The 20,024-nt window shown below is 48.3% G+C and carries 17 protein-coding genes and 1 pseudogene; 10 read left to right on the top strand and 8 right to left on the bottom strand.

Annotated elements, in window-relative coordinates:
• Window positions 1–35 precede the first annotated feature (35 nt).
• The 6 genes from yhbY to ACTHSP_RS05465 all read left to right on the top strand — a co-directional run bounded on the left by yhbY (window position 36) and on the right by ACTHSP_RS05465 (window position 9,301).
• Window positions 36–323 carry a ribosome assembly RNA-binding protein YhbY gene (gene yhbY / locus ACTHSP_RS05490; protein ID WP_049352285.1) on the top strand — a complete coding sequence of 96 codons (288 nt, stop codon included), beginning with the start codon at window positions 36–38 and terminating at the stop codon, window positions 321–323.
• A 224-nt stretch (window positions 324–547) separates the two neighbouring features.
• Window positions 548–1,975: a tetratricopeptide repeat protein gene (locus tag ACTHSP_RS05485; RefSeq protein ID WP_049352288.1), complete on the top strand. Its 1,428-nt coding sequence runs from the start codon at window positions 548–550 to the stop codon at window positions 1,973–1,975.
• Window positions 1,976–2,595: 620 nt separating this feature from the next.
• Window positions 2,596–5,259 carry a pyruvate dehydrogenase (acetyl-transferring), homodimeric type gene (gene aceE, locus ACTHSP_RS05480; RefSeq protein WP_049352289.1) on the top strand — a complete coding sequence of 888 codons (2,664 nt, stop codon included), beginning with the start codon at window positions 2,596–2,598 and terminating at the stop codon, window positions 5,257–5,259.
• A 144-nt stretch (window positions 5,260–5,403) separates the two neighbouring features.
• The gene (gene aceF, locus ACTHSP_RS05475; RefSeq protein WP_440345770.1) at window positions 5,404–7,011 is read left to right on the top strand and encodes a dihydrolipoyllysine-residue acetyltransferase; all 1,608 of its coding nucleotides are present in this window, start codon (window positions 5,404–5,406) and stop codon (window positions 7,009–7,011) included.
• Between the two features lie 77 nt (window positions 7,012–7,088).
• A complete protein-coding gene (gene lpdA / locus ACTHSP_RS05470) occupies window positions 7,089–8,873 on the top strand; it encodes a dihydrolipoyl dehydrogenase (protein ID WP_049352295.1) in 1,785 nt (594 codons plus the stop codon).
• Window positions 8,874–8,962: 89 nt separating this feature from the next.
• Entirely contained in the window at window positions 8,963–9,301 is a 339-nt protein-coding gene (locus tag ACTHSP_RS05465) for a P-II family nitrogen regulator (RefSeq protein ID WP_003683576.1), read from the top strand.
• A gap of 326 nt (window positions 9,302–9,627) precedes the next feature.
• Here the strand turns inward: ACTHSP_RS05465 and ACTHSP_RS05460 are convergent, their stop codons facing one another.
• On the bottom strand, window positions 9,628–9,783 hold the full coding sequence (locus tag ACTHSP_RS05460; RefSeq protein ID WP_318250476.1) for a hypothetical protein: 156 nt from the start codon (window positions 9,781–9,783) through the stop codon (window positions 9,628–9,630).
• On the opposite strand from ACTHSP_RS05460, the gene ACTHSP_RS05455 reads away from it, so the two are divergent.
• Window positions 9,769–10,482 carry an aldo/keto reductase gene (locus ACTHSP_RS05455; protein ID WP_440345769.1) on the top strand — a complete coding sequence of 238 codons (714 nt, stop codon included), beginning with the start codon at window positions 9,769–9,771 and terminating at the stop codon, window positions 10,480–10,482. The genes ACTHSP_RS05460 and ACTHSP_RS05455 overlap by 15 nt on opposite strands.
• A 74-nt stretch (window positions 10,483–10,556) precedes the next feature.
• The gene (locus tag ACTHSP_RS05450; RefSeq protein WP_049352298.1) at window positions 10,557–11,675 is read left to right on the top strand and encodes a low temperature requirement protein A; all 1,119 of its coding nucleotides are present in this window, start codon (window positions 10,557–10,559) and stop codon (window positions 11,673–11,675) included.
• Here the strand turns inward: ACTHSP_RS05450 and ACTHSP_RS05445 are convergent.
• Window positions 11,646–11,969: a BCCT family transporter gene (locus ACTHSP_RS05445; RefSeq protein ID WP_049352299.1), complete on the bottom strand. Its 324-nt coding sequence runs from the start codon at window positions 11,967–11,969 to the stop codon at window positions 11,646–11,648. The genes ACTHSP_RS05450 and ACTHSP_RS05445 overlap by 30 nt on opposite strands.
• Before the next feature lie 58 nt (window positions 11,970–12,027).
• Window positions 12,028–12,129: pseudogene (locus tag ACTHSP_RS05440) on the bottom strand (hypothetical protein); the annotation flags it as partial.
• Between the two features lie 217 nt (window positions 12,130–12,346).
• Between ACTHSP_RS05440 and mpl the strand changes: the two are divergent.
• The gene (mpl, locus tag ACTHSP_RS05435) at window positions 12,347–13,723 is read left to right on the top strand and encodes a UDP-N-acetylmuramate:L-alanyl-gamma-D-glutamyl-meso-diaminopimelate ligase (protein WP_440345768.1); all 1,377 of its coding nucleotides are present in this window, start codon (window positions 12,347–12,349) and stop codon (window positions 13,721–13,723) included.
• A gap of 262 nt (window positions 13,724–13,985) precedes the next feature.
• Here mpl and ubiT read toward each other — a convergent pair whose 3' ends face one another.
• From ubiT to ubiU, 3 genes are read right to left on the bottom strand one after another with little or no spacing between them, the layout of a single operon-like run.
• On the bottom strand, window positions 13,986–14,426 hold the full coding sequence (gene ubiT, locus ACTHSP_RS05430; RefSeq protein ID WP_440345767.1) for a ubiquinone anaerobic biosynthesis accessory factor UbiT: 441 nt from the start codon (window positions 14,424–14,426) through the stop codon (window positions 13,986–13,988).
• A complete protein-coding gene (locus tag ACTHSP_RS05425; RefSeq protein WP_440345766.1) occupies window positions 14,413–15,330 on the bottom strand; it encodes a U32 family peptidase in 918 nt (305 codons plus the stop codon). The genes ubiT and ACTHSP_RS05425 overlap by 14 nt, the downstream gene beginning before the upstream one ends.
• Before the next feature lie 13 nt (window positions 15,331–15,343).
• On the bottom strand, window positions 15,344–16,351 hold the full coding sequence (gene ubiU, locus ACTHSP_RS05420) for a ubiquinone anaerobic biosynthesis protein UbiU (RefSeq protein ID WP_440345765.1): 1,008 nt from the start codon (window positions 16,349–16,351) through the stop codon (window positions 15,344–15,346).
• Between the two features lie 455 nt (window positions 16,352–16,806).
• On the opposite strand from ubiU, the gene ACTHSP_RS05415 reads away from it, so the two are divergent.
• Complete coding sequence (locus ACTHSP_RS05415; protein ID WP_003683582.1) at window positions 16,807–17,460, top strand: DUF1287 domain-containing protein; 654 nt, start codon at window positions 16,807–16,809, stop codon at window positions 17,458–17,460.
• A gap of 951 nt (window positions 17,461–18,411) precedes the next feature.
• Here ACTHSP_RS05415 and ACTHSP_RS05410 read toward each other — a convergent pair.
• Window positions 18,412–18,540: a FeoB-associated Cys-rich membrane protein gene (locus ACTHSP_RS05410; protein WP_003683546.1), complete on the bottom strand. Its 129-nt coding sequence runs from the start codon at window positions 18,538–18,540 to the stop codon at window positions 18,412–18,414.
• Window positions 18,537–20,024 (bottom strand): ferrous iron transporter B (feoB, locus tag ACTHSP_RS05405; protein ID WP_440345764.1); only part of this gene is annotated, 1,488 nt, incomplete at its 5' end. The genes ACTHSP_RS05410 and feoB, both read right to left, overlap by 4 nt.

Raw genomic sequence — 20,024 nt, 5'->3', positions numbered from 1 at the left:
TAGCCATTATTCTTTTTAATTGGATACTTATTAATATGAGCGACAACAAATTAAGCACCAAAGAAATTTTGGCCTTGAAAGCCCAAGCACACCACCTCCACCCTGTCGTTATGGTTGGCCAACAAGGCTTGACCAACTCGGTCATCAAAGAAACCGATGCCGCATTGACAGCACACGAATTGATTAAAGTCCGTGTTTTTGGCGATGATCGTGCTGAACGTATTGAAATTTGTGATGCCCTGTGTGAAACACTGGGTGCCCAACTGGTGCAACATATTGGTAAATTACTTGTTTTGTGGCGTAAAAAACCGGACGATGAATAATTTAAACTGAATAAACAGCAGAAGTATTTTCTCAACCCACTTTATCACACCCTTCTGTTGTATTTATGCAGCATAAAACAAATTATTCCATTATTCTAAGTATAAAAATACAAATCCGGTTGTCTGTTTTTGTAAATAACCTCAAAATTACAAAATCATAACGGCCGCACCTTGTCGGCCGATAATTTTATTCTTAATCCTTCACAAAATATAAAAGCAAACCGATGAATGCTCAACAATATGAAGAATCTTTTCTGCTAGCAGAAAAATTAATCACTCAAAACCCACCTGACTTTGCACGAGCCATTCCATTGCTCTACGAAGCAGCAGAAGCCGGGCATATTGAGGCTGCATTTCAGCTGGCAGGATGCCTGATCGAACACCATGAAAATGAGCAAGATTTAGTAATTGCAGTTGAATATTTAAAACAAGCTGCAAGAGCTGGTCATCCATATGCCCGCTATAATCTTCTCCAGTTACAAGAAAATAATGGAATAGAAGTAGAAAAGCTCATTGCAACCTATCAAGAGCTTGCCGAAGAAGGATTGGCTCCTGCCCAACTGCGCCTGATGCGTTTATACGCAGACAATGGCAATGACCAAGAAGCAGTCAAATGGGCATTAAAAGCTGCCGAACAACAAAATCCTCAGGCACAATACTTCTTAGCCCAACATTACCAATACTCCAGCTCTCCTGATTTGGAATATTCCCATAAACTTTATCAGCAATCCGCTGCACAGGGATTTATTGCGGCACACTGGCAACTCGGCCTTCAATACAAATTGGGGCAAGGTGTTGCACAAAACCCTGAAAAAGCCATCGAACATTTGCGTATTGCCGCCGATTACGACATTGTTCCGGCGCAAACTTCTCTTGGAGAACTCTTAGCCGCATCAAATCCTGCTGAAGCATTGAAATGGTTCGAAAAAGCTGCCGAACAAGGTGACAGTAATGCGCATGTAGCACTTGCCGAAATATATCTATTGGGTAAAAACACCGAACGAGACCCTCAAAAGGCCTATCAGCACGCTAAATTTGCTGCGGATCAAAATGATCCGGAAGGATTGCGCCTTTTAGGTGATATCTATCGCTACGGATTGGGACAAGCAGTTGATGCAGACACCGCACGTCAATATTATCAACGCTCGGCTGATTTAGGTAATCTTGTCGCCTACCAAAAACTTCTGTCTGACAGCGCATTGAATAACCAGCAAAACTATGAGCTGACGAAAGAAATCGCCCTCCAACGTCAGGAGGCTGAACGTCTATACAAGCTGGCATTTGCAGCGCACTATGGCTTAAAACGCCAACAGAATTACGCTGAAGCACTGGATCTATACCACCAATCCGCAGAACGTGGGCACAGCAAATCCCAAACCAATCTTGGCATGATGTATTACAGTGGACAAGGTGTACCTGTCGACTATGCCCAAGCTGCAAAATGGTTTGAAGCAGCAGCCAAACAAAGAGACACGATGGCTCAATATAATCTTGCCTGTCTGTATTATCACGGTATGGGCGTAGAAAAAGACATCAATAATGCTTGTTTCTGGCTGCAAGAAGCCATCCAACATGGACATGAACAGCAAGACGTTCTCAAAGAGCTTTTGGCTCAATGGAAGCAATTCGCTCAAAAAGGCTCTGCCGATTAAAGGCCGTCTGAAATTCTAACTTCCTACATAAATGGCATGTCAGAGCTAAACTAGACAGCCTGTACATGTCATTTTTTTCATTTACCCTTCCTCAATAATCGTTATCTTCAAATCCCATTCCCTCTTAATCTCTTTAAAGTCTTCAGACGGCCTACTCTCTTTGTAAAGAATCAGATAATCTAAATTTTCCCTTTCAAACCCTAAACCCAATCCAAACTTTCAATTTACAACAAAATTTTAAAAATGTTTTTCGTATTCGAATCTATTTACTCAAACACCTGATACTTTTTACTGTATCCACTCAATATCTCGATTTAAAACAAACTCTATAACTCTTTTAAAAAATCCTAATTCCAACCTCTACATCCTATCAATATCTACAGCATGATTTGCCAGTTTGCCCAATTACTGATAGCATTTGCAGGTTAGCCGGTTCGCAAAAAGTTCAATTCTTTCTGATTTTTCATCAATGGTTATAACGTATTGAAAATATTTCAGTAATTAAAACTTTTTCGAATTTGACTCTAGGAATTTTCGTTTTTAACTCACATTTGTTCGCAAACGAAAATATCGGAGTAATACTCCGTCATTGAAAAACACTCAACACAAGGATAGATATTATGTCCACCCAATTACACGATGTTGACCCAATTGAAACCAAAGAATGGTTAGACGCGTTAAGCTCTGTTTTAGAATATGAAGGCAGCGAGCGCGCCCAATACCTGCTGGAAAGTTTGGTCAAATACAGCCGTGACAAAGGCATCCGTATGCCTCACGGCACCACTACTCCATACTTGAACACTGTTTCCGTTGAAGACGAAAAAGGCATCCCCGGCGACCAAAACATCGAACACCGCATCCGTGCATTCGTTCGTTGGAACGCTGCCGCTATCGTTTTGCGCGCGGGTAAAAAAGATTTGGAATTGGGTGGACACATTGCATCTTTCCAATCAGCCGCCACTATGTACGAAGTCGGCTTCAACCACTTCTGGAAAGCTAAAGGCGAAGGCGAAGAAGGCGATTTGGTATTCTTCCAAGGCCACGTAGCCCCTGGCATCTATGCACGCGCTTTCGTTGAAGGCCGTCTGACTGAAGACCAGCTGAACAACTTCCGTCAAGAAGTTGACGGCAAAGGTCTGCCTTCTTACCCTCACCCTCACCTGTTGCCTGACTTCTGGCAATTCCCAACCGTATCTATGGGTCTTGGCCCATTGATGGCAATTTACCAAGCACGCTTCCTGAAATACTTGGAATCTCGCGGTCTGGCTAAAACCAAAGGCCGTAAAGTATGGGTATTCTGTGGCGACGGCGAAATGGACGAACCTGAAAGCCAAGGTGCTATTGCTCTGGCTTCACGCGAAGGCTTGGACAACTTGGTATTCGTTATCAACTGTAACCTGCAACGTTTGGACGGCCCAGTACGCGGTAACGGCAAAATCATTCAAGAGCTGGAAGGCAACTTTGCCGGCGCCGGCTGGAATGTTGTGAAAGTCATCTGGGGTCGCCGTTGGGACCGCCTCTTGGCAAAAGACAAAGACGGCATCCTGCGCAAACGCATGGAAGAATGTTTGGATGGTGACTACCAAACTTATAAATCCAAAGACGGCGCATACGTTCGCGAACACTTCTTCAATACCCCTGAACTGAAAGCATTGGTCGCAGATATGACCGATGACGAAATTTGGGCATTGAACCGCGGCGGCCATGATCCTCAAAAAGTGTACAACGCTTACGACCGCGCTGCGAACCACGCCAACGGCAAACCTACTGTAATCTTGGCAAAAACCATTAAAGGTTACGGTATGGGTGCATCCGGCGAAGGTCAAAACGTTGCCCACCAAGCCAAAAAAATGGACAAAGCGTCTCTGAAACAATTCCGTGACCGCTTTGACATTCCGGTAACTGACGAGCAAATCGACAGTGGCGACCTGCCTTACCTGACTTTTGCTCCTGACAGCGAAGAATACAAATACCTGCACGCACGCCGTGAATCTTTGGGTGGCTACCTGCCTCAACGCAACCCTACCCAAGACGTTCTGGAAGTGCCTGAACTGTCAGCATTTGATGCCCAACTGAAATCCAGCGGTGACCGTGAATTCTCAACCACTATGGCTTTCGTACGCATCCTGTCTACTCTGCTGAAAGATAAAAAAATCGGCAAACGCGTTGTACCTATCGTTCCTGACGAAAGCCGTACTTTCGGTATGGAAGGTATGTTCCGCCAATATGGTATTTGGAACCCTAAAGGTCAACAATACACCCCTCAAGATAAAGACCAACTGATGTTCTACAAAGAATCTGTTGACGGTCAAATCTTGCAAGAAGGTATTAACGAGCCAGGCGCAATGGCTGACTGGATCGCGGCTGCAACCAGCTACGCCAACAACAACTTTGCGATGATTCCTTTCTACATCTACTACTCTATGTTCGGTTTCCAACGCGTTGGCGACTTGGCATGGGCAGCAGGCGATATGCATGCACGTGGCTTCCTGCTGGGTGGTACAGCCGGCCGTACAACACTGAACGGTGAAGGTTTGCAACATGAAGACGGTCACAGCCACATTCAAGCAGACTTGATCCCAAACTGTGTAACTTACGATCCGACATTCCAATATGAAGTAGCCGTTATCGTACACGATGGCTTGCGCCGCATGTATGTTAACCACGAAGACGTGTTCTACTACATCACCCTGATGAATGAAAACTACACTCATCCGGACATGCCTGAAGGCGTAGAACAAGACATCCTGAAAGGTATGTACTTGCTGAAAGCCGGTGGCAAAGGCGACAAGAAAGTCCAATTGATGGGTTCCGGTACCATCCTGCAAGAAGTCATCGCCGGTGCCGAATTGTTGAAAGCCGACTTCGGTGTAGAAGCAGATATTTGGTCTTGCCCGTCCTTCAACCTGTTGCACCGCGATGCCATCGAAGCAGAACGTTTCAACCGCCTGCATCCGCTGGAAGCTGAAAAAGTGCCTTTCGTTACCTCACAACTGCAAGGTCATGACGGTCCGGTTATCGCCGCTACCGACTATGTCCGCAGCTATGCCGACCGTATCCGCGCGTACATCCCGAACGACTACCATGTCTTGGGTACCGATGGTTTCGGCCGTTCCGACAGCCGTGCCAACCTGCGCCGCTTCTTCGAAGTGGATCGCTACAACGTTGCCGTGGCAGCATTGAGCGCATTGGCAGAGCAAGGCAAAGTCAGCAAAGAAACCGTTCAGCAAGCCATTGAAAAATACGGCATTAATGCCGATGTGGCTCCAAGCTGGAAACGCTAATTGATGTTTCAGACGGCCTGTTTGCTTTATTCAGACATCAGGCCGTCTGGAAACCGAATGCTTGAATGGCTTGAACAAACTGTACCGATGCCGTAAGAAACAGTTTTCAGACGGCATCAAACTGAAAATGTTAAAGGAACTCAAATGAGTATCGTAGAAATCAAAGTCCCTGATATCGGCGGTCATGAAAACGTCGACATCATCGCCGTAGAAGTCAAAGCGGGCGACACCATCGCCGTTGACGACACCTTGATTACGTTGGAAACCGACAAAGCCACTATGGATGTACCTGCTGATGCAGCCGGCGTCGTGAAAGAAGTTAAAGTGAAAGTTGGCGATAAAATCTCTGAAGGCGGCGTTATTCTGACCGTTGAAACCGGTGCTGCCGCTGCTGATGCCGCTCCGACTCCTGCAGCAGAAGATCCTGCTGCTCCAGCTGCTGCGCCTGCAGCTGCTCCTGCCGGTGGCGCTACCGTACAAGTTGTTGTACCTGATATCGGCGGCCACTCTGACGTAGACGTTATTGCCGTTGAAGTTAAAGTCGGCGACACTGTTGCCGTTGACGACACCCTGATTACTCTGGAAACCGACAAAGCCACCATGGACGTACCATGTACCGAAGCCGGTGTGGTTAAAGCCGTATTCCTGAAAGTTGGCGACAAAGTATCCGAAGGCTCCGCCATTATTGAAGTAGAAACTGCCGGCTCTGCCGCAGCAGCCCCTGCTCCTGCCACTCAAGCCGCTGCGCCTGCACCAGCTGCCGCTCCTGCTCCTACTGCACCAGCAGCTGCACCTGCTCCGACTGCACCTGCAGCTGCCAAAATCGATGAAGCTGCATTTGCAAAAGCGCATGCAGGTCCTTCCGCACGCAAACTGGCGCGCGAATTGGGCGTAAATTTGGGCCAAGTCAAAGGTACCGGTCTGAAAGGCCGTATCATGGGCGAAGACGTTAAAGCCTTTGTTAAATCCGTTATGCAAAGCGGTGCAGGCAAACCTGCCGCTGCTTCTTTGGGCGGTGGTCTGGACTTGTTGCCATGGCCTAAAGTTGACTTCTCTAAATTCGGCAGCGTCGAAGTTAAAGAATTGTCTCGCATTAAGAAAATCTCCGGTCAAAACCTGTCTCGTAACTGGGTTGTGATTCCTCACGTTACCGTACACGAAGAAGCGGACATGACCGAATTGGAAGAATTCCGCAAACAACTGAACAAAGAATGGGAACGCGAAGGCGTGAAACTGTCCCCATTGGCGTTCATCATCAAAGCCTCTGTTGCTGCGCTGAAAGCCTTCCCTGAATTCAACGCCTCTCTGGATGGCGACAACTTGGTGCTGAAAAACTACTTCAATATCGGTTTCGCAGCAGACACGCCAAACGGCTTGGTTGTTCCAGTCATCAAAGACGTGGATCAAAAAGGCTTGAAACAAATCAGCCAAGAGCTGACCGAATTGTCTAAAAAAGCCCGCGAAGGCAAGCTCAAACCACAAGAAATGCAAGGCGCATGCTTTACCATTTCCAGCTTGGGCGGTATCGGCGGCACAGGCTTCACACCAATTGTGAATGCTCCTGAAGTTGCTATCTTGGGCGTGTGCAAATCCCAAATCAAACCGGTTTGGAACGGCAAAGAATTTGCTCCACGCCTGATGTGCCCGTTGAGCCTGTCCTTTGACCACCGTGTCATCGACGGTGCCGCCGGTATGCGCTTCACCGTATTCCTGGCTAACCTGTTGAAAGACTTCCGCCGCATTACTCTGTAATCCGAGCATTTTCAGACGGCCTGAATAGAAAGGCCGTCTGAAAAAAGAAGTCCGAACATCATTCAGAAAGATTAGACATGAGCTTAGTTGAATTGAAAGTGCCCGACATTGGCGGTCACGAAAATGTAGATATTATTGCGGTTGAAGTAAATGTGGGCGATACCATTGCTGTGGACGATACCCTGATTACTTTGGAAACCGATAAAGCGACTATGGACGTACCTGCCGAAGTTGCAGGCGTAGTCAAAGAGGTTAAAGTTAAAGTCGGCGACAAAATCTCCGAAGGCGGTTTGATTGTTGTCGTTGAAGCCGAAGGTGCGGCTGCCGCTCCTAAAGCCGAAGCACCAGCTGCTCCTGCACAAGAAGCCCCTAAAGCAGCCGCTCCTGCTCCTCAAGCTGCTCAATTCGGCGGTTCTGCCGATGCCGAATACGACGTAGTCGTATTGGGTGGCGGCCCTGGCGGTTATTCTGCTGCATTTGCCGCTGCTGACGAAGGCTTGAAAGTTGCCATCGTTGAACGTTACAAAACTTTGGGCGGTGTTTGCTTGAACGTCGGCTGTATCCCTTCCAAAGCCCTGTTGCACAATGCTGCCGTTATCGATGAAGTACGTCACTTGGCTGCCAACGGTATCAAATACCCAGAGCCAGAACTCGACATCGATATGCTTCGTGCCTACAAAGACGGCGTAGTTTCCCGTCTGACCACCGGTTTGGCAGGTATGGCCAAAGGCCGTAAAGTAGACGTTATCCAAGGCGACGGCCAATTCTTAGATCCGCACCACTTGGAAGTTTCTCTGACGACCAGCGAAGTGTACGAGCAAGCGACTCCTACCGGCGAGAAAAAAATCGTTGCCTTCAAAAACTGTATCATTGCAGCAGGTAGCCGCGTAACCAAACTGCCTTTCATTCCTGAAGATCCACGCATCATCGATTCCAGCGGTGCATTGGCTCTGAAAGAAGTACCGGGCAAACTGTTAATCATCGGCGGCGGTATTATCGGTCTCGAAATGGGTACGGTTTACAGCACTCTGGGTTCTCGCCTGGATGTGGTTGAAATGATGGACGGCCTGATGCAAGGCGCAGACCGCGACTTGGTTAAAGTATGGCAAAAACAAAACGAATACCGTTTTGACAACATCATGATCAACACCAAAACTGTTGCTGTTGAGCCTAAAGAAGACGGCGTTTACGTTACTTTTGAAGGCGCAAATGCGCCTAAAGAGCCACAACGTTACGATGCCGTACTCGTAGCTGCCGGTCGTGCACCAAACGGCAAACTCATCAGCGCTGAAAAAGCCGGTGTTGCCGTGACTGACCGTGGCTTCATCGAAGTCGATAAACAAATGCGTACCAATGTGCCGCACATCTACGCCATCGGCGACATCGTCGGTCAGCCTATGCTGGCGCACAAAGCCGTTCACGAAGGCCACGTTGCCGCTGAAAACTGTGCCGGCCACAAAGCCTACTTCGACGCACGCGTTATTCCGGGCGTTGCCTACACTTCTCCTGAAGTGGCATGGGTTGGCGAAACCGAATTGTCAGCCAAAGCTTCCGGCCGCAAAATCACCAAAGCCAACTTCCCATGGGCTGCTTCCGGCCGTGCGATTGCCAACGGTTGCGACAATGGTTTCACTAAGCTGATTTTTGATGCTGAAACCGGTCGTATCATCGGTGGCGGTATCGTTGGTCCTAACGGCGGCGATATGATCGGCGAAGTCTGCTTGGCGATTGAAATGGGCTGTGATGCAGCCGATATCGGTAAAACCATCCACCCACACCCAACCCTTGGCGAATCCATCGGTATGGCTGCGGAAGTGGCATTGGGCGTATGTACCGACCTGCCTGCTCAGAAAAAGAAATAAGTTCACTCAAATAAAATTTGAACGAACTTGATGGAACAAAGGCCGTCTGAATGTTTCAGACGGCCTTTTCGCAAACAAGGAGACTTAATATGAAAAAAATCGAAGCTATTATCAAACCTTTCAAACTCGACGATGTACGCGAAATCCTGACTGAAATCGGCATTACCGGCATGACCGTCAGCGAAGTCAAAGGCTTCGGCCGTCAAAAAGGCCATACGGAAATTTATCGCGGCGCGGAATACGCAGTCGATTTTCTGCCTAAAGTAAAAATTGAATTGGTATTGGCTGACGACAAAGTCGATCAGGCTGTGGACGCCATTTTAGAAACCGCGCATTCCGGCAAAATCGGTGATGGTAAAATCTTTATTTATCCCGTTGAAGAAGCGATCCGTATTCGTACCGGAGAACGCTCAGAAGCAGCACTTTAATAGAAATCGTAAAATACAGAAGACAAATGCCGTCTGAAAATAAGTCGTAGCGTGGTTTGCTCAGAACTTATTTTTCAGACGGCATTATTTTCACAATTACAGCCACAACTTTTCTAAGACATCAAACCATCACTGCCAGCCTGAATAAACATAGAAACCATAGATAATAAAAATGCCGCTTATCAAACAAGCAGCATTTTATGTATCCGTTTTCTATGATTGACTTAGGTTCAATCTACCAAAAATCTCACATTATCAAGCATTAAGAAATTCGAGCAGATTTTTCCGCCTACTTTCAGAGCATTGACGAATATGTTGACTTTCTCTTATTGCACTTGAGTATGGCTTACCGTATACAACCAGCCTTCCGGCGTGATTGTGTAGTTGATGCCCAAGCCGCCTACTGAAGTCGGTGCAAAAGCAAAATTTACTACCGTACTGTTGTCGCCTACGGTTGGATCGGCATTGTGGGGCAAACTCATTCCGCCAGCAGTGTGGAGAATGTGCTGGACAGCCGCCCCGAATCCATCCGCAAGCAAGTGGACGAATCCTTACGCAATCTGCAAACCGACTACATCGACCTGTATTACCAGCATCGCATTGACCCGAATGTACCCGCCGAGGCGGTAGCGGAAGTAATGGGCGAATTGATTAAGGCAGGCAAAATCCATCATTGGGGCGTGTCCAACACGCCGATTGAGTATATGGTCGCCGCCCACGCCGTTACGCCCATTACCGCCACGGAGAACCAATATTCCATGGTGTTCCGCGCCCCCGAAAAAGCATTGTTTGCTTTTTGCGAAGCCAACCATATCGGCTTTGTGGCATACAGCCCGCAGGGGAACGGCTTTTTAAGCGGCCGTTTTAACGCGCAGACCCAATACGCCGAAGGCGATTTCCGCCGCACGATGAAGCGTTTTTCGGCGGATGTGATGACGAAAAACCAGCCTGTGTTGGACTTGCTGCACGAGCTCGCCGCCGCCAAATCCGCCACCGCCGCGCACATCGTGTTGGCGTGGGAACTGGCGCAAAAGCCCTTTATCGTACCGATTCCGGGCACCACCAAAAAACACCGCTTGGCGGAAAACCTCGGCGCACTGCGAATCCGCCTGACTGCGGACGAATTGCACGCCATTAACCAAAAACTGGGCAAAATGGACATTGACGAGAGCTATTTTTAAGCCGCCCAGTCAATGGTACTTGTCGGTAAAAACTGTTATTCTTCAATAAGTTATTCATCACAACCGGAGGGCTTATGCCTGTTGGAGAGAAAAAAGTCGGGCTGCCCGAGCTGTTTTATGATTTGGTGTTTGTATATGCTTTGTCCCGCACCACCGAGCTGGTGCACCACGCCGACGAAGCCGATTACGTCACATTTCTGATTTCGCTGGTGATTCTGTTTACCGTTTGGTCATACCAGAGCATTTACATCAACCGCTTCGGCGACAACTCTTGGCGGGATCGGCTGTTTTTGTTTGCCGATATGTTTTTGCTGCTGTTTTTGTCCAATGCGATGGGCAGCGACTGGCTGGCGAATTTTGTGCCGTTTAATCTTGCGCTGGGGCTACTGGTCGGCAGTGTCTGCCTGCAATATCTGTTGCAGCTTGCCCGCCACGCTTCCCCCAAACAACGCCGCAGAATCAAGCTGGTGGCGGGATTGCGCGGATTGACGGCGGCGATGGTGCTCGGTTCGCTGTTGTTTCCCGCCCATATCAGACAGTGGGTTGCGCTGGGCGGTTTCGGTTTGGGTTGGATTTTGCCCACCTTTGTCAGCCACAAGCAACCTGCGGTGAATTTTCCGCATCTACTCGAACGCCTAAACGGGCTGGTGATTATTTTTTTCGGCGAAACCGTGATCGACATCGCCCCTTATTTCCACGTGGCGAAGTTTGAAATCGGCGCACTGCCCGTGATTGTGATTCTGTTTGCGATGTTTACGGTTTATGTGATGCAGTTTTCCTATTTTATCAACGAACACAAAGCGCAAAACTCGGGCGCATTGCCCTCGTACAGCCATTATGCCGTACTGATCGGCATCGCTTTGGTAACGGTGGCACTGGCTTGGCTGCACCAAAACAGCACCGCTACCGCTGAGTCCGTCCGAATGCTGTGGCTCGGTTTGGGCGTGTTTTATCTCGGGGTTGCCGCCAACACGCCGTACAACAAGCCCGAACACCGCCGACCGCAACGGCTTTGGATTTTTCAGACGACCTTATTCGTTATCGGCGCAGGGCTGACCGCCGTTTTACCGCCGCAGCCCCTTGTTATCTTAACCACAACGGCATTGATGACCGCTGCGATTGCCATGGCAACAGTGTATTTTGAACGTCGCACCCGACAACTTTCACAAACAAACCAGAACCACGAAACCTAAGAACAGGATAACGGTCAACGGTTTGGTTGCGAAAGACAGAGGCAGCATATTGAGCAGGTAATAGAATGTACCTTCGTAGTCGCCTTTATTGACAATTTCTGCCAAGCGTCCAGTACCTTCAACAGTATCAAGCAGGCTGAAGCCGGAGAATACGGAGAACCAAATCACGAGGAAGCCGACTGGTACCATAATGGATGCCAGCACGAATTCGCGCAAAGTACGGCCTTTGGAAATTTTCGCTAAGAACACGCCCACAAATGGTGCCCAAGTAATCCACCATACCCAGTAAGCCATTAGACCAATCGCGGTTGTGGAACAAGTACAGCTCGAAAGAATGGTGAACGGTTTGAGTAAGGATATTACCGATAGAGACAACCAAGTTGCTGAGGAAGTAGTGAGTCGGGTCAACCAAGAAAACAAACACCAGCATGAGCAAAGACAGAACTACAGTCATATCGCCCAGCCATTTCATACCTTTTTCAATCGGCAACACAGCGCCCAAAGTATAAATATTTCAGTAGCAACTATAACCTAAAAATTCCCTATTAAGATTCAATCCTCCCTATCTCTCCCCTATTCTTATTGCCGCTTTACTTTTCAGACGACCCCTTTATCCAAACTCCGTTATAATGACGGCTTTAAAATTAATTCATTCCCAAGACGGTCTTATCATGAAACACATCCACATTATCGGTATCGGCGGCACATTTATGGGCGGCGTAGCGGCTATTGCCAAAGAAGCAGGTTTTAAAGTCAGCGGTTGCGACGCGAAGATGTATCCGCCGATGAGCACCCAGCTTGAAGCCTTAGGTATAGGCGTACACGAAGGTTTTGATGCCGCTCAATTAGACGAATTTAAAGCCGATATTTACGTTATCGGCAATGTTGCCAAACGCGGCATGGATGTGGTTGAAGCGATTTTAAACCGCGGCCTGCCTTATATTTCCGGCCCACAATGGCTGTCGGAAAACGTGCTGCACCATCATTGGGTACTCGGCGTGGCGGGGACGCACGGCAAAACGACCACCGCGTCCATGCTCGCATGGGTCTTGGAATATGCCGGACTCGCGCCGGGCTTCCTCATCGGCGGCGTACCGGAAAATTTCAGCGTTTCCGCCCGCCTGCCGCAAACGCCGCGCCAAGATCCTAATTCAAAATCCCCATTCTTCGTTATCGAAGCCGACGAATACGACACTGCCTTTTTTGACAAACGCTCCAAATTCGTACATTACCGTCCGCGTACCGTCATTTTAAACAATCTGGAATTCGACCACGCCGACATCTTTGCCGACTTGGGCGCGATACAGACCCAGTTCCACCACCTCGTACGCACCGTGCCGTCTGAAGGCTTAATCGTCTGCAACGGACAGCAGCAAAGCCTGCAAGATACGCTCGACAAAGGCTGCTGGACGCCGGTGGAAAAATTCGGCACCGAACACGGCTGGCAGGTCGGCGAAGTCAATGCCGACGGCTCGTTTGACGTGTTGCTTGACGGCAAAAAAGCCGGACACGTCGCATGGGATTTGATGGGCGGACACAACCGCATGAACGCGCTTGCCGTCATCTCCGCCGCACGTCATGCCGGAGTCGACATTCAGACCGCCTGCGAAGCCTTGAGCGCGTTTAAAAACGTCAAACGCCGTATGGAAATCAAAGGCACGGTGAATGGCATCACCGTTTACGACGACTTCGCCCACCATCCGACCGCCATCGAAACCACCATCGAAGGCCTGCGTCAGCGCGTCGGAAACGCCCGCATCCTCGCCGTCCTCGAGCCGCGTTCCAACACCATGAAACTCGGCACAATGAAAGCCGCCCTGCCCGCAAGCTTAAACGATGCAGACCAAGTATTCTGCTACGCCGGCGGTGTGGACTGGGACGTTGCCGAGGCACTCGCGCCTTTGGGCGGCAAGCTGCACGTCGGCAAAGACTTCGATACCTTTGTTGCCGAAATTGTGAAAAATGCCGAAGCAGGCGACCATATTTTGATCATGAGCAACGGCGGATTCGGCGGAATACACGGAAAGCTGTTGGAAGCGTTGAAATAAGAGTTTGTTGAAAGTTTTAAATGATTGAGGCCGTCTGAAAACCGGAATTTGGTTTTCAGACGGCCTTTTTGTTGTGGATTGAGACTTTTGCAAAATACCTTTTTACCCGGTGGCCAAAATCCAAATACAAATTCCCAAATCCCTAAATACCTTGGTAGAAATTTAGGGATTTGGGAATTTTGTAAAAGGTATTGGATATTTTATTTTTAAATCATAAACTTAATGGATGAATGCTTTGCTTTATTCTTGCACGAACCGGCATTCAGTCGGACATCTGCCGCTTCAAAAACCAATCTCCGAACGGCCAGTCCACGCTGTCGAGCAGGTTTTTGGTAATCAGCCCAAGCTCGGTATCGCCTTCGATTTGCAGTTTGCGGTTGAAAAACAAAGTATCCGGGTCTTCCTCGCGCATCATCATGCGCATGAAGTCGATGCCGTTGGCGGCAAGGCGCAAATCGGGCGTACCGAAAAAATCTGCATCGATGAATTTTTCGGCATTGGCGGTGAAACGCACCTTGATGCCCGCGTCCAATACGTCGATTTCGAATTTTTTGCCGTCAAACAGGCTCATGTCGGCGGGCAGCAATCCACGTTTGAGCATGGTATTGAGGGCAAAAACCAAAGCGAAACGCGGCGGCCTGCCCGGTAATTTACCGCCGATTTTTCCCGCCCATGCGGGCAATACGATTTCAGGCAACGCCATAATATTCCTCCTTCACGGCTTCGATACCCGGCTGGCCGTGCCAATAGCCGTCCACCAGCGTGCCGGTGGTCAGTCTTTCCAATTCGGGCAGTGCATCTGCCAGGGCGGCTTTGCCGTCCAATACATCGCGGTGGATACGGACAATTTCCGCCATGCCGTGCATTTGCGGCGACAGGCGTAGCATGTTCACGCCGATTTTCCGCAAATCCTCATGGTGCGGCAGCAGGTTTTGGCAGCCGTAAGACATGGTTTGGATGCCGTTAATGGTTAAAAACGGTTTGCCCTCGCGGGTATTCATGTCCATGCCTTGCTCGTAATCCAAACAGCGGAATTCGCAGCCGTCTTTGTTCAGGTTGTAATGCCGCGCGGTAAAGCAGCGTGAAGAGTACGCCAAAGGCATTTTGCCCCAAGCAAACAATTCCGTTTCGATGCCGTCTGAAGCCTTGATGATTTCGGCAACTTTGTCGCGGCTCAACTCGGACGGCGCAATCCAGCGGTATGCGCCCAGTTTTTGGAACAGCGCCAGCGTGCTTTCGTTGTAAATGTTCAGGCTGGCGCCGGCGACAAAGGGAATGCCGTGTTCGCGCGCCAGTTTGACCGCGCCCATGTCGTTGGCTTCGACTTTGAATTTGTCCTGCCCTGTGATTTTGCGCAGGCGTTTCAAGTCGGATTCGCTTTCCAGCAGCACCTGCGACGACAGAATAATTTCCTTGCCGCTTTCCGCCAAATCTTCCGCCAGGCTAACCCAGTCGGCAAAACGCATTTTCTGGCGGCGCGAACACACCACTTCGCCCAAATAAATGGTATCCACCGGCGCATCCAGCATGGCGGCGTAAAACTCCAGCATAGCTTCCTTCTGCCAGAAAAACAAAACCGGCCCCAATGATAGTTTCATCGGATTCATTTTTCCTCCCCCCTTATTTCCACGGACGGCTGTATGCACCCAAGGTCGTCTGATGCCCTTCCGAAACCTTGCTCAGCGCATTGTTCCACACCTGATTGACTTTGAAATGCACCGGATCGGCAGCGGCCGCGTCCAAAGCCTGCCGAAGCGATTTGGTTACCTGCGCCGTGTACATCGGGCTGCGCTGGCGGCCTTCGATTTTGATGGCGGATACACCGATTTTAATAAGTTCGGGCAGCATTTCCAAAACGTTCAGACTGGTCGGCTCTTCCAGCGCGTAATAGGTTTCGTCATTGACTTCAAAACGGCCTTTACACAGGGTCGGATAGCCTGCCGGTTCGTCCGGTTTGTATTGGTCGATTAATACTTGGTTCAACCGCACGTTCATGCGGTCGGGCAACTGCTCCCAGCGCACGGCCTTCGCCGGCGAACATACGCCCTGCATATTCGGCGATTCACCCGTCGCATAGCTCGACAAAATGCAGCGTCCTTCCACCATCACACACAAACTGCCGAAACCGAACACTTCGATTTCCACATCCGTATTGTCAATCACATGTTTGACCTGATCGACCGTCAAAACGCGCGGCAGCACGGCACGGCGGACTCCGAACAGTTCCTTCATCATATTGATGGCTTCGTAATTGGTCGCCGAACCCTGTACCGACATGTGCAGCCTCAAATTAGGATGACGCTCGGCGGCATAAGCCATAATTGCAGGGTCGGCAACGATTATCGCGTCCGCCCCCAGTTGCACCGCCGTATCGACAGCCCGATGCCACCGCTCGATTTGCCCCGCCTGGGCAAAAGTATTGATGGCCATCAACACATTGCGGCCGCGCGCATGGGCGTAAGCCACCCCTTCCTGCGCCGATTTCATATCGAAATTCAGCCCCGGGAAATTGCGCGCATTCGTCGCATCTTTCAGCCCCATATAAACCGTGTCCGCGCCATTGTCCACCGCCGTCTTCAAAGCGGGCAGGTTACCGGCGGGACAAACCAACTCAGGGATTTTCGGCATTTTGCGTTCCTCGACTCTTGTAGTTTGTTATTCGAAAATCAATATCCAGTATGATTTCGGGTATTTTAGAGATTTGGACACAAGACATTATGATTTAAATCAACTGTGAAATCAGGTTTGGATAGCGTATGTTTTAGTTAACATAATTTAACCATATAAAATATCAAGTTAATCAGCGGGTTATCTTTTCTAGCTTGATAATATGAGAATAGTTATTATCTATTAAATTTATAGATTTTTACAATAAAAAGTCGTCTGAAACCTGTTTCAGACGACCTTTTATCATGTACCAATTTAAAATCTATATTTACGAAAAACGTTTTAGTAATACCCAAATAACACTCATCTATTATTTACCCATACATACTTGCTAAAGACCATTTTTCCATTATGCATTGCCAACCCACCCAAAAATTTGATAATAATGCAAACAACATCTAAGCCGTGTATATATCATGAAACACAAAACAGCCTTTAAGCCCATAGTTATCAGTATTGTGCTTTCTATCCTTCTGATTACAACAGCTGTATTTTTTGCCCGTCATCACAACTCTATCCCAAGTATTAATACCGATTTCCTACAACAAGAGATTACCGAACCCGAAGAACCATCTCCGCAAATTGTCCAATCTGCACGAAATCAAATTGGTAAAACCCTTCGTTACGACCCGGCTTACACGAAGCTCACTTATCCGATGGGCGATGTGCCGATGGAAAAAGGCGTTTGCACAGACGTGGTCATCCGTGCATTGCGTGAGCAAAATATAGATTTGCAAGAGCTTGTTCATCAAGACATGAGCCGTAACTTTTCCGTCTATCCTAAACGCTGGGGTTTGAAACAACCTGATACCAATATCGACCACCGCCGTGTCCCTAACCTAATGACTTATTTCACGCGTCAAGGCTGGGCCGTTCAAGATACAAACTATCAAGCTGGCGATATTGTAACTTGGGAACTAAAAGGCAACCGTCCCCATATCGGCATTGTCTCCGATCGAAAAATCGGCGACAGGCCACTGATTATCCATAATATCGGTTCGGGAACCCGTGAAGACGATGTCCTCTACCGCTACACCATTACCGGACATTTCAGACTTCCCGTTCAATAAATCATGAGACTACTGAAAGATTCACTTCAATATCATACCTAATCTGTAATTTTGCTCTTTTTTTACAATCCACCTTTCGAGGCCGTCTGAAACCATAGATGGAATAACCATCCGACAAAATATTAGAGACAGTGCGACATATTCCATATCACTGATATATATGATAGTGTGATGAACTTTTACGATTTTAATTATATTGGAATCATGGATGGAGAAAATCGGTAAGTGGATAAGCTATCGAAACTAAAGATTAAATATACAATTTTTATATCAATATTTTTTATCGTTTTTTAAAAGGGAGCTGAATTTTATACATATACAGTCGATAATGTGCCTTCATATTTTATAGACTGGGAAAGGAATATTCCTTTCTTGCCCATATTTATGTTGCCTTATATGACGTCACCGTTTTTCTTCTTGGTCACTATATTTTTGGAAAAGAACGAAAGCAGTCTGAAATTACTGATAAAAAGAGCAACCTTTTTAATCGGAGTTTCTACTGCTCTATTTGTAATATTTCCTATGAAATTTTATTTTTCCAAGCCTGAAGTCGATAACCAAATTTTAAAATCCTTCTTTTATATTTTGGGAAAATTGGACAGTAGTTTTAATCAATGCTCGTCATTACATGTGAGTTTCGCTTTTCTTTCGGCTGAGGTTTATTGTAGAGAATTCAAATCTAAATTCTTAAAATCATTTTTTGGTATATGGGGGTTTTTACTCGCCATTTCGGTCTTATTTGTCTATCAACACCATTTAATCGATTTCGTAGGGGGAACATTGATATTTTTAATCACTTGCATCATTTTCCCAAGAAAAAAGACAGTTTAAGCGTTTTGTCACAGAATCTTAGAAAACCCTACAACAACGATTGAACCATAGTTCAAACATACAAAAAGGCCGTCTGAAACCATTTCAGACGGCCTTTTACTTTTACCTAACCCTCTTTATTTAACCGCAACCGCCGCATTTGCCGCAGCCGCTGCTGCAGTCGCGTTTTTTCGGTTTGAACACGAATTTTCGCAAGAGGAAGAATACGCAGGCAAGCATAATCAAGCCGACGATAATATATTGAGTCATGACGATAGTATCCTTGAAGAAATTTGATAAACCACGAATGCGGCAAAATAAGCCATCAGGAACAAATAGCCTGTAATCATAAGCATATTTTTCGTGGATTTGGTTTCGCGTCTAATCACGGTCAAAGTCGCGGCACACATCGGAGCATACACATACCAAGCCAAGAAGGCAAAGGCGGTCGGCAAGCCCCAGTTGTTGTGTACGATAGGAATCAGTGCGTTTTGTACTGCATCTTCAGACGATGCGCTGACGGCATAAACGGTACCCAAAGCAGCGACAACTACTTCACGCGCGGCAATACCCGGAATCATGGCGATACACATTTCCCAAGTAAAGCCCAAAGGTGCAAACAACGGCTGAATAGCATGACCAAGCGTACCTGCCAAGCTGTAATCGATGGCTGCACCGGTTGCGCCTTCAGGCGGTTGCGGCCAGCTTACCAAGCCCCACAGAACCACGGCCAACGCAAAAATGATGGTACCCGCGCGTTTCAGGAAGGCTTTCACCCTATCCCACAGGCTGGTCATGATGTGTTTAAAGTTAGGCGTACGGAAAGTCGGCAATTCCATCAAGAGTGGGAATTGTTGCACGTTGCCTTTCATTCGCGCCAAGCGTTTCATGATATATGCCGCTAATGCAGCCGACAGGATGCCTGCGATATAAAGAATAAACAGTGTCAGGCCTTGCAGGTTGAAAATACCGCCCACTGTACGGTCAGGAATGACAGCAGCGATAATCAGCGCATATACCGGCAAACGTGCGGAACAAGTCAGCAATGGCGCAACCGCAATGGTAACAAGGCGTTCGCGCGGGTCGTTAATGGTTCGCGCCGACATCACGGCAGGAACGGCACAGGCAAAGCTGGACAAAAGGGGAATAAACGAACGGCCGGACAAACCGCTTTTCGCCATGATGTTATCCAACAGGAAGGCTGCACGCGGCAGATAGCCCGAGTCTTCCAAAAGCAGGATAAAGGCAAACAAAATCGTAATCTGAGGCAGGAACACCAACACGCTGCCCAAACCGGCAATGACGCCGTTGACGAGCAAGTCGTTGAGGATGCCCGGCTCCATGTTGGCGCCTATCCATTCGCCCAGCGCGGCAAAGCCGCCTTCGATGGCATCCATAATCGGCGCCGCCCAAGTGTAAACCGCTTGGAACACCATAAACAGGATCACCAGCAGCATAATCATGCCCCAAACGGGGTGCAGCACGATGTCGTCGAGTTTTTTGTGCCATGCGGGCAGCGTCATCTGGGTGCGTACCACTTGTGCCAAAATCGATTCGACTTCTTGATAAAGTTTGTCGCTATCCAGCGCATCGAGCGTGCGTTCGGCAGAGGCGGGGTTTGCGGGGAAAGAGCGTTTACGCGGCAGCTTCGCCACGGCTTCGCGTACAGCCTGTACGCCCGACGCGCTCACTGCAACTGTTTCCAAAACAGGTGCATCCAACAACTCGCTCAGTTTGGCCGCGTCGATATTCAA

The sequence above is a fragment of the Neisseria sp. P0001.S005 genome, assembly GCF_051963715.1.
Note: the sequence above shows the minus strand (reverse complement) of the source record. Positions and strands in the feature narration are given on the sequence as shown.

What these genes read in the sequence shown, in the direction of transcription:
- yhbY (WP_049352285.1), top strand. Translation starts at nt 36, where the DNA reads ATGAGCGACAACAAATTAAGCACCAAAGAAATTTTGGCCTTGAAAGCC.
- ACTHSP_RS05485 (WP_049352288.1), top strand. Translation starts at nt 548, where the DNA reads ATGAATGCTCAACAATATGAAGAATCTTTTCTGCTAGCAGAAAAATTA.
- aceE (WP_049352289.1), top strand. Translation starts at nt 2,596, where the DNA reads ATGTCCACCCAATTACACGATGTTGACCCAATTGAAACCAAAGAATGG.
- aceF (WP_440345770.1), top strand. Translation starts at nt 5,404, where the DNA reads ATGAGTATCGTAGAAATCAAAGTCCCTGATATCGGCGGTCATGAAAAC.
- lpdA (WP_049352295.1), top strand. Translation starts at nt 7,089, where the DNA reads ATGAGCTTAGTTGAATTGAAAGTGCCCGACATTGGCGGTCACGAAAAT.
- ACTHSP_RS05465 (WP_003683576.1), top strand. Translation starts at nt 8,963, where the DNA reads ATGAAAAAAATCGAAGCTATTATCAAACCTTTCAAACTCGACGATGTA.
- ACTHSP_RS05460 (WP_318250476.1), bottom strand. Translation starts at nt 9,783, where the DNA reads ATGAGTTTGCCCCACAATGCCGATCCAACCGTAGGCGACAACAGTACG.
- ACTHSP_RS05450 (WP_049352298.1), top strand. Translation starts at nt 10,557, where the DNA reads ATGCCTGTTGGAGAGAAAAAAGTCGGGCTGCCCGAGCTGTTTTATGAT.
- ACTHSP_RS05445 (WP_049352299.1), bottom strand. Translation starts at nt 11,969, where the DNA reads ATGGCTTACTGGGTATGGTGGATTACTTGGGCACCATTTGTGGGCGTG.
- mpl (WP_440345768.1), top strand. Translation starts at nt 12,347, where the DNA reads ATGAAACACATCCACATTATCGGTATCGGCGGCACATTTATGGGCGGC.
- ubiT (WP_440345767.1), bottom strand. Translation starts at nt 14,426, where the DNA reads ATGGCGTTGCCTGAAATCGTATTGCCCGCATGGGCGGGAAAAATCGGC.
- ACTHSP_RS05425 (WP_440345766.1), bottom strand. Translation starts at nt 15,330, where the DNA reads ATGAATCCGATGAAACTATCATTGGGGCCGGTTTTGTTTTTCTGGCAG.
- ubiU (WP_440345765.1), bottom strand. Translation starts at nt 16,351, where the DNA reads ATGCCGAAAATCCCTGAGTTGGTTTGTCCCGCCGGTAACCTGCCCGCT.
- ACTHSP_RS05415 (WP_003683582.1), top strand. Translation starts at nt 16,807, where the DNA reads ATGAAACACAAAACAGCCTTTAAGCCCATAGTTATCAGTATTGTGCTT.
- ACTHSP_RS05410 (WP_003683546.1), bottom strand. Translation starts at nt 18,540, where the DNA reads ATGACTCAATATATTATCGTCGGCTTGATTATGCTTGCCTGCGTATTC.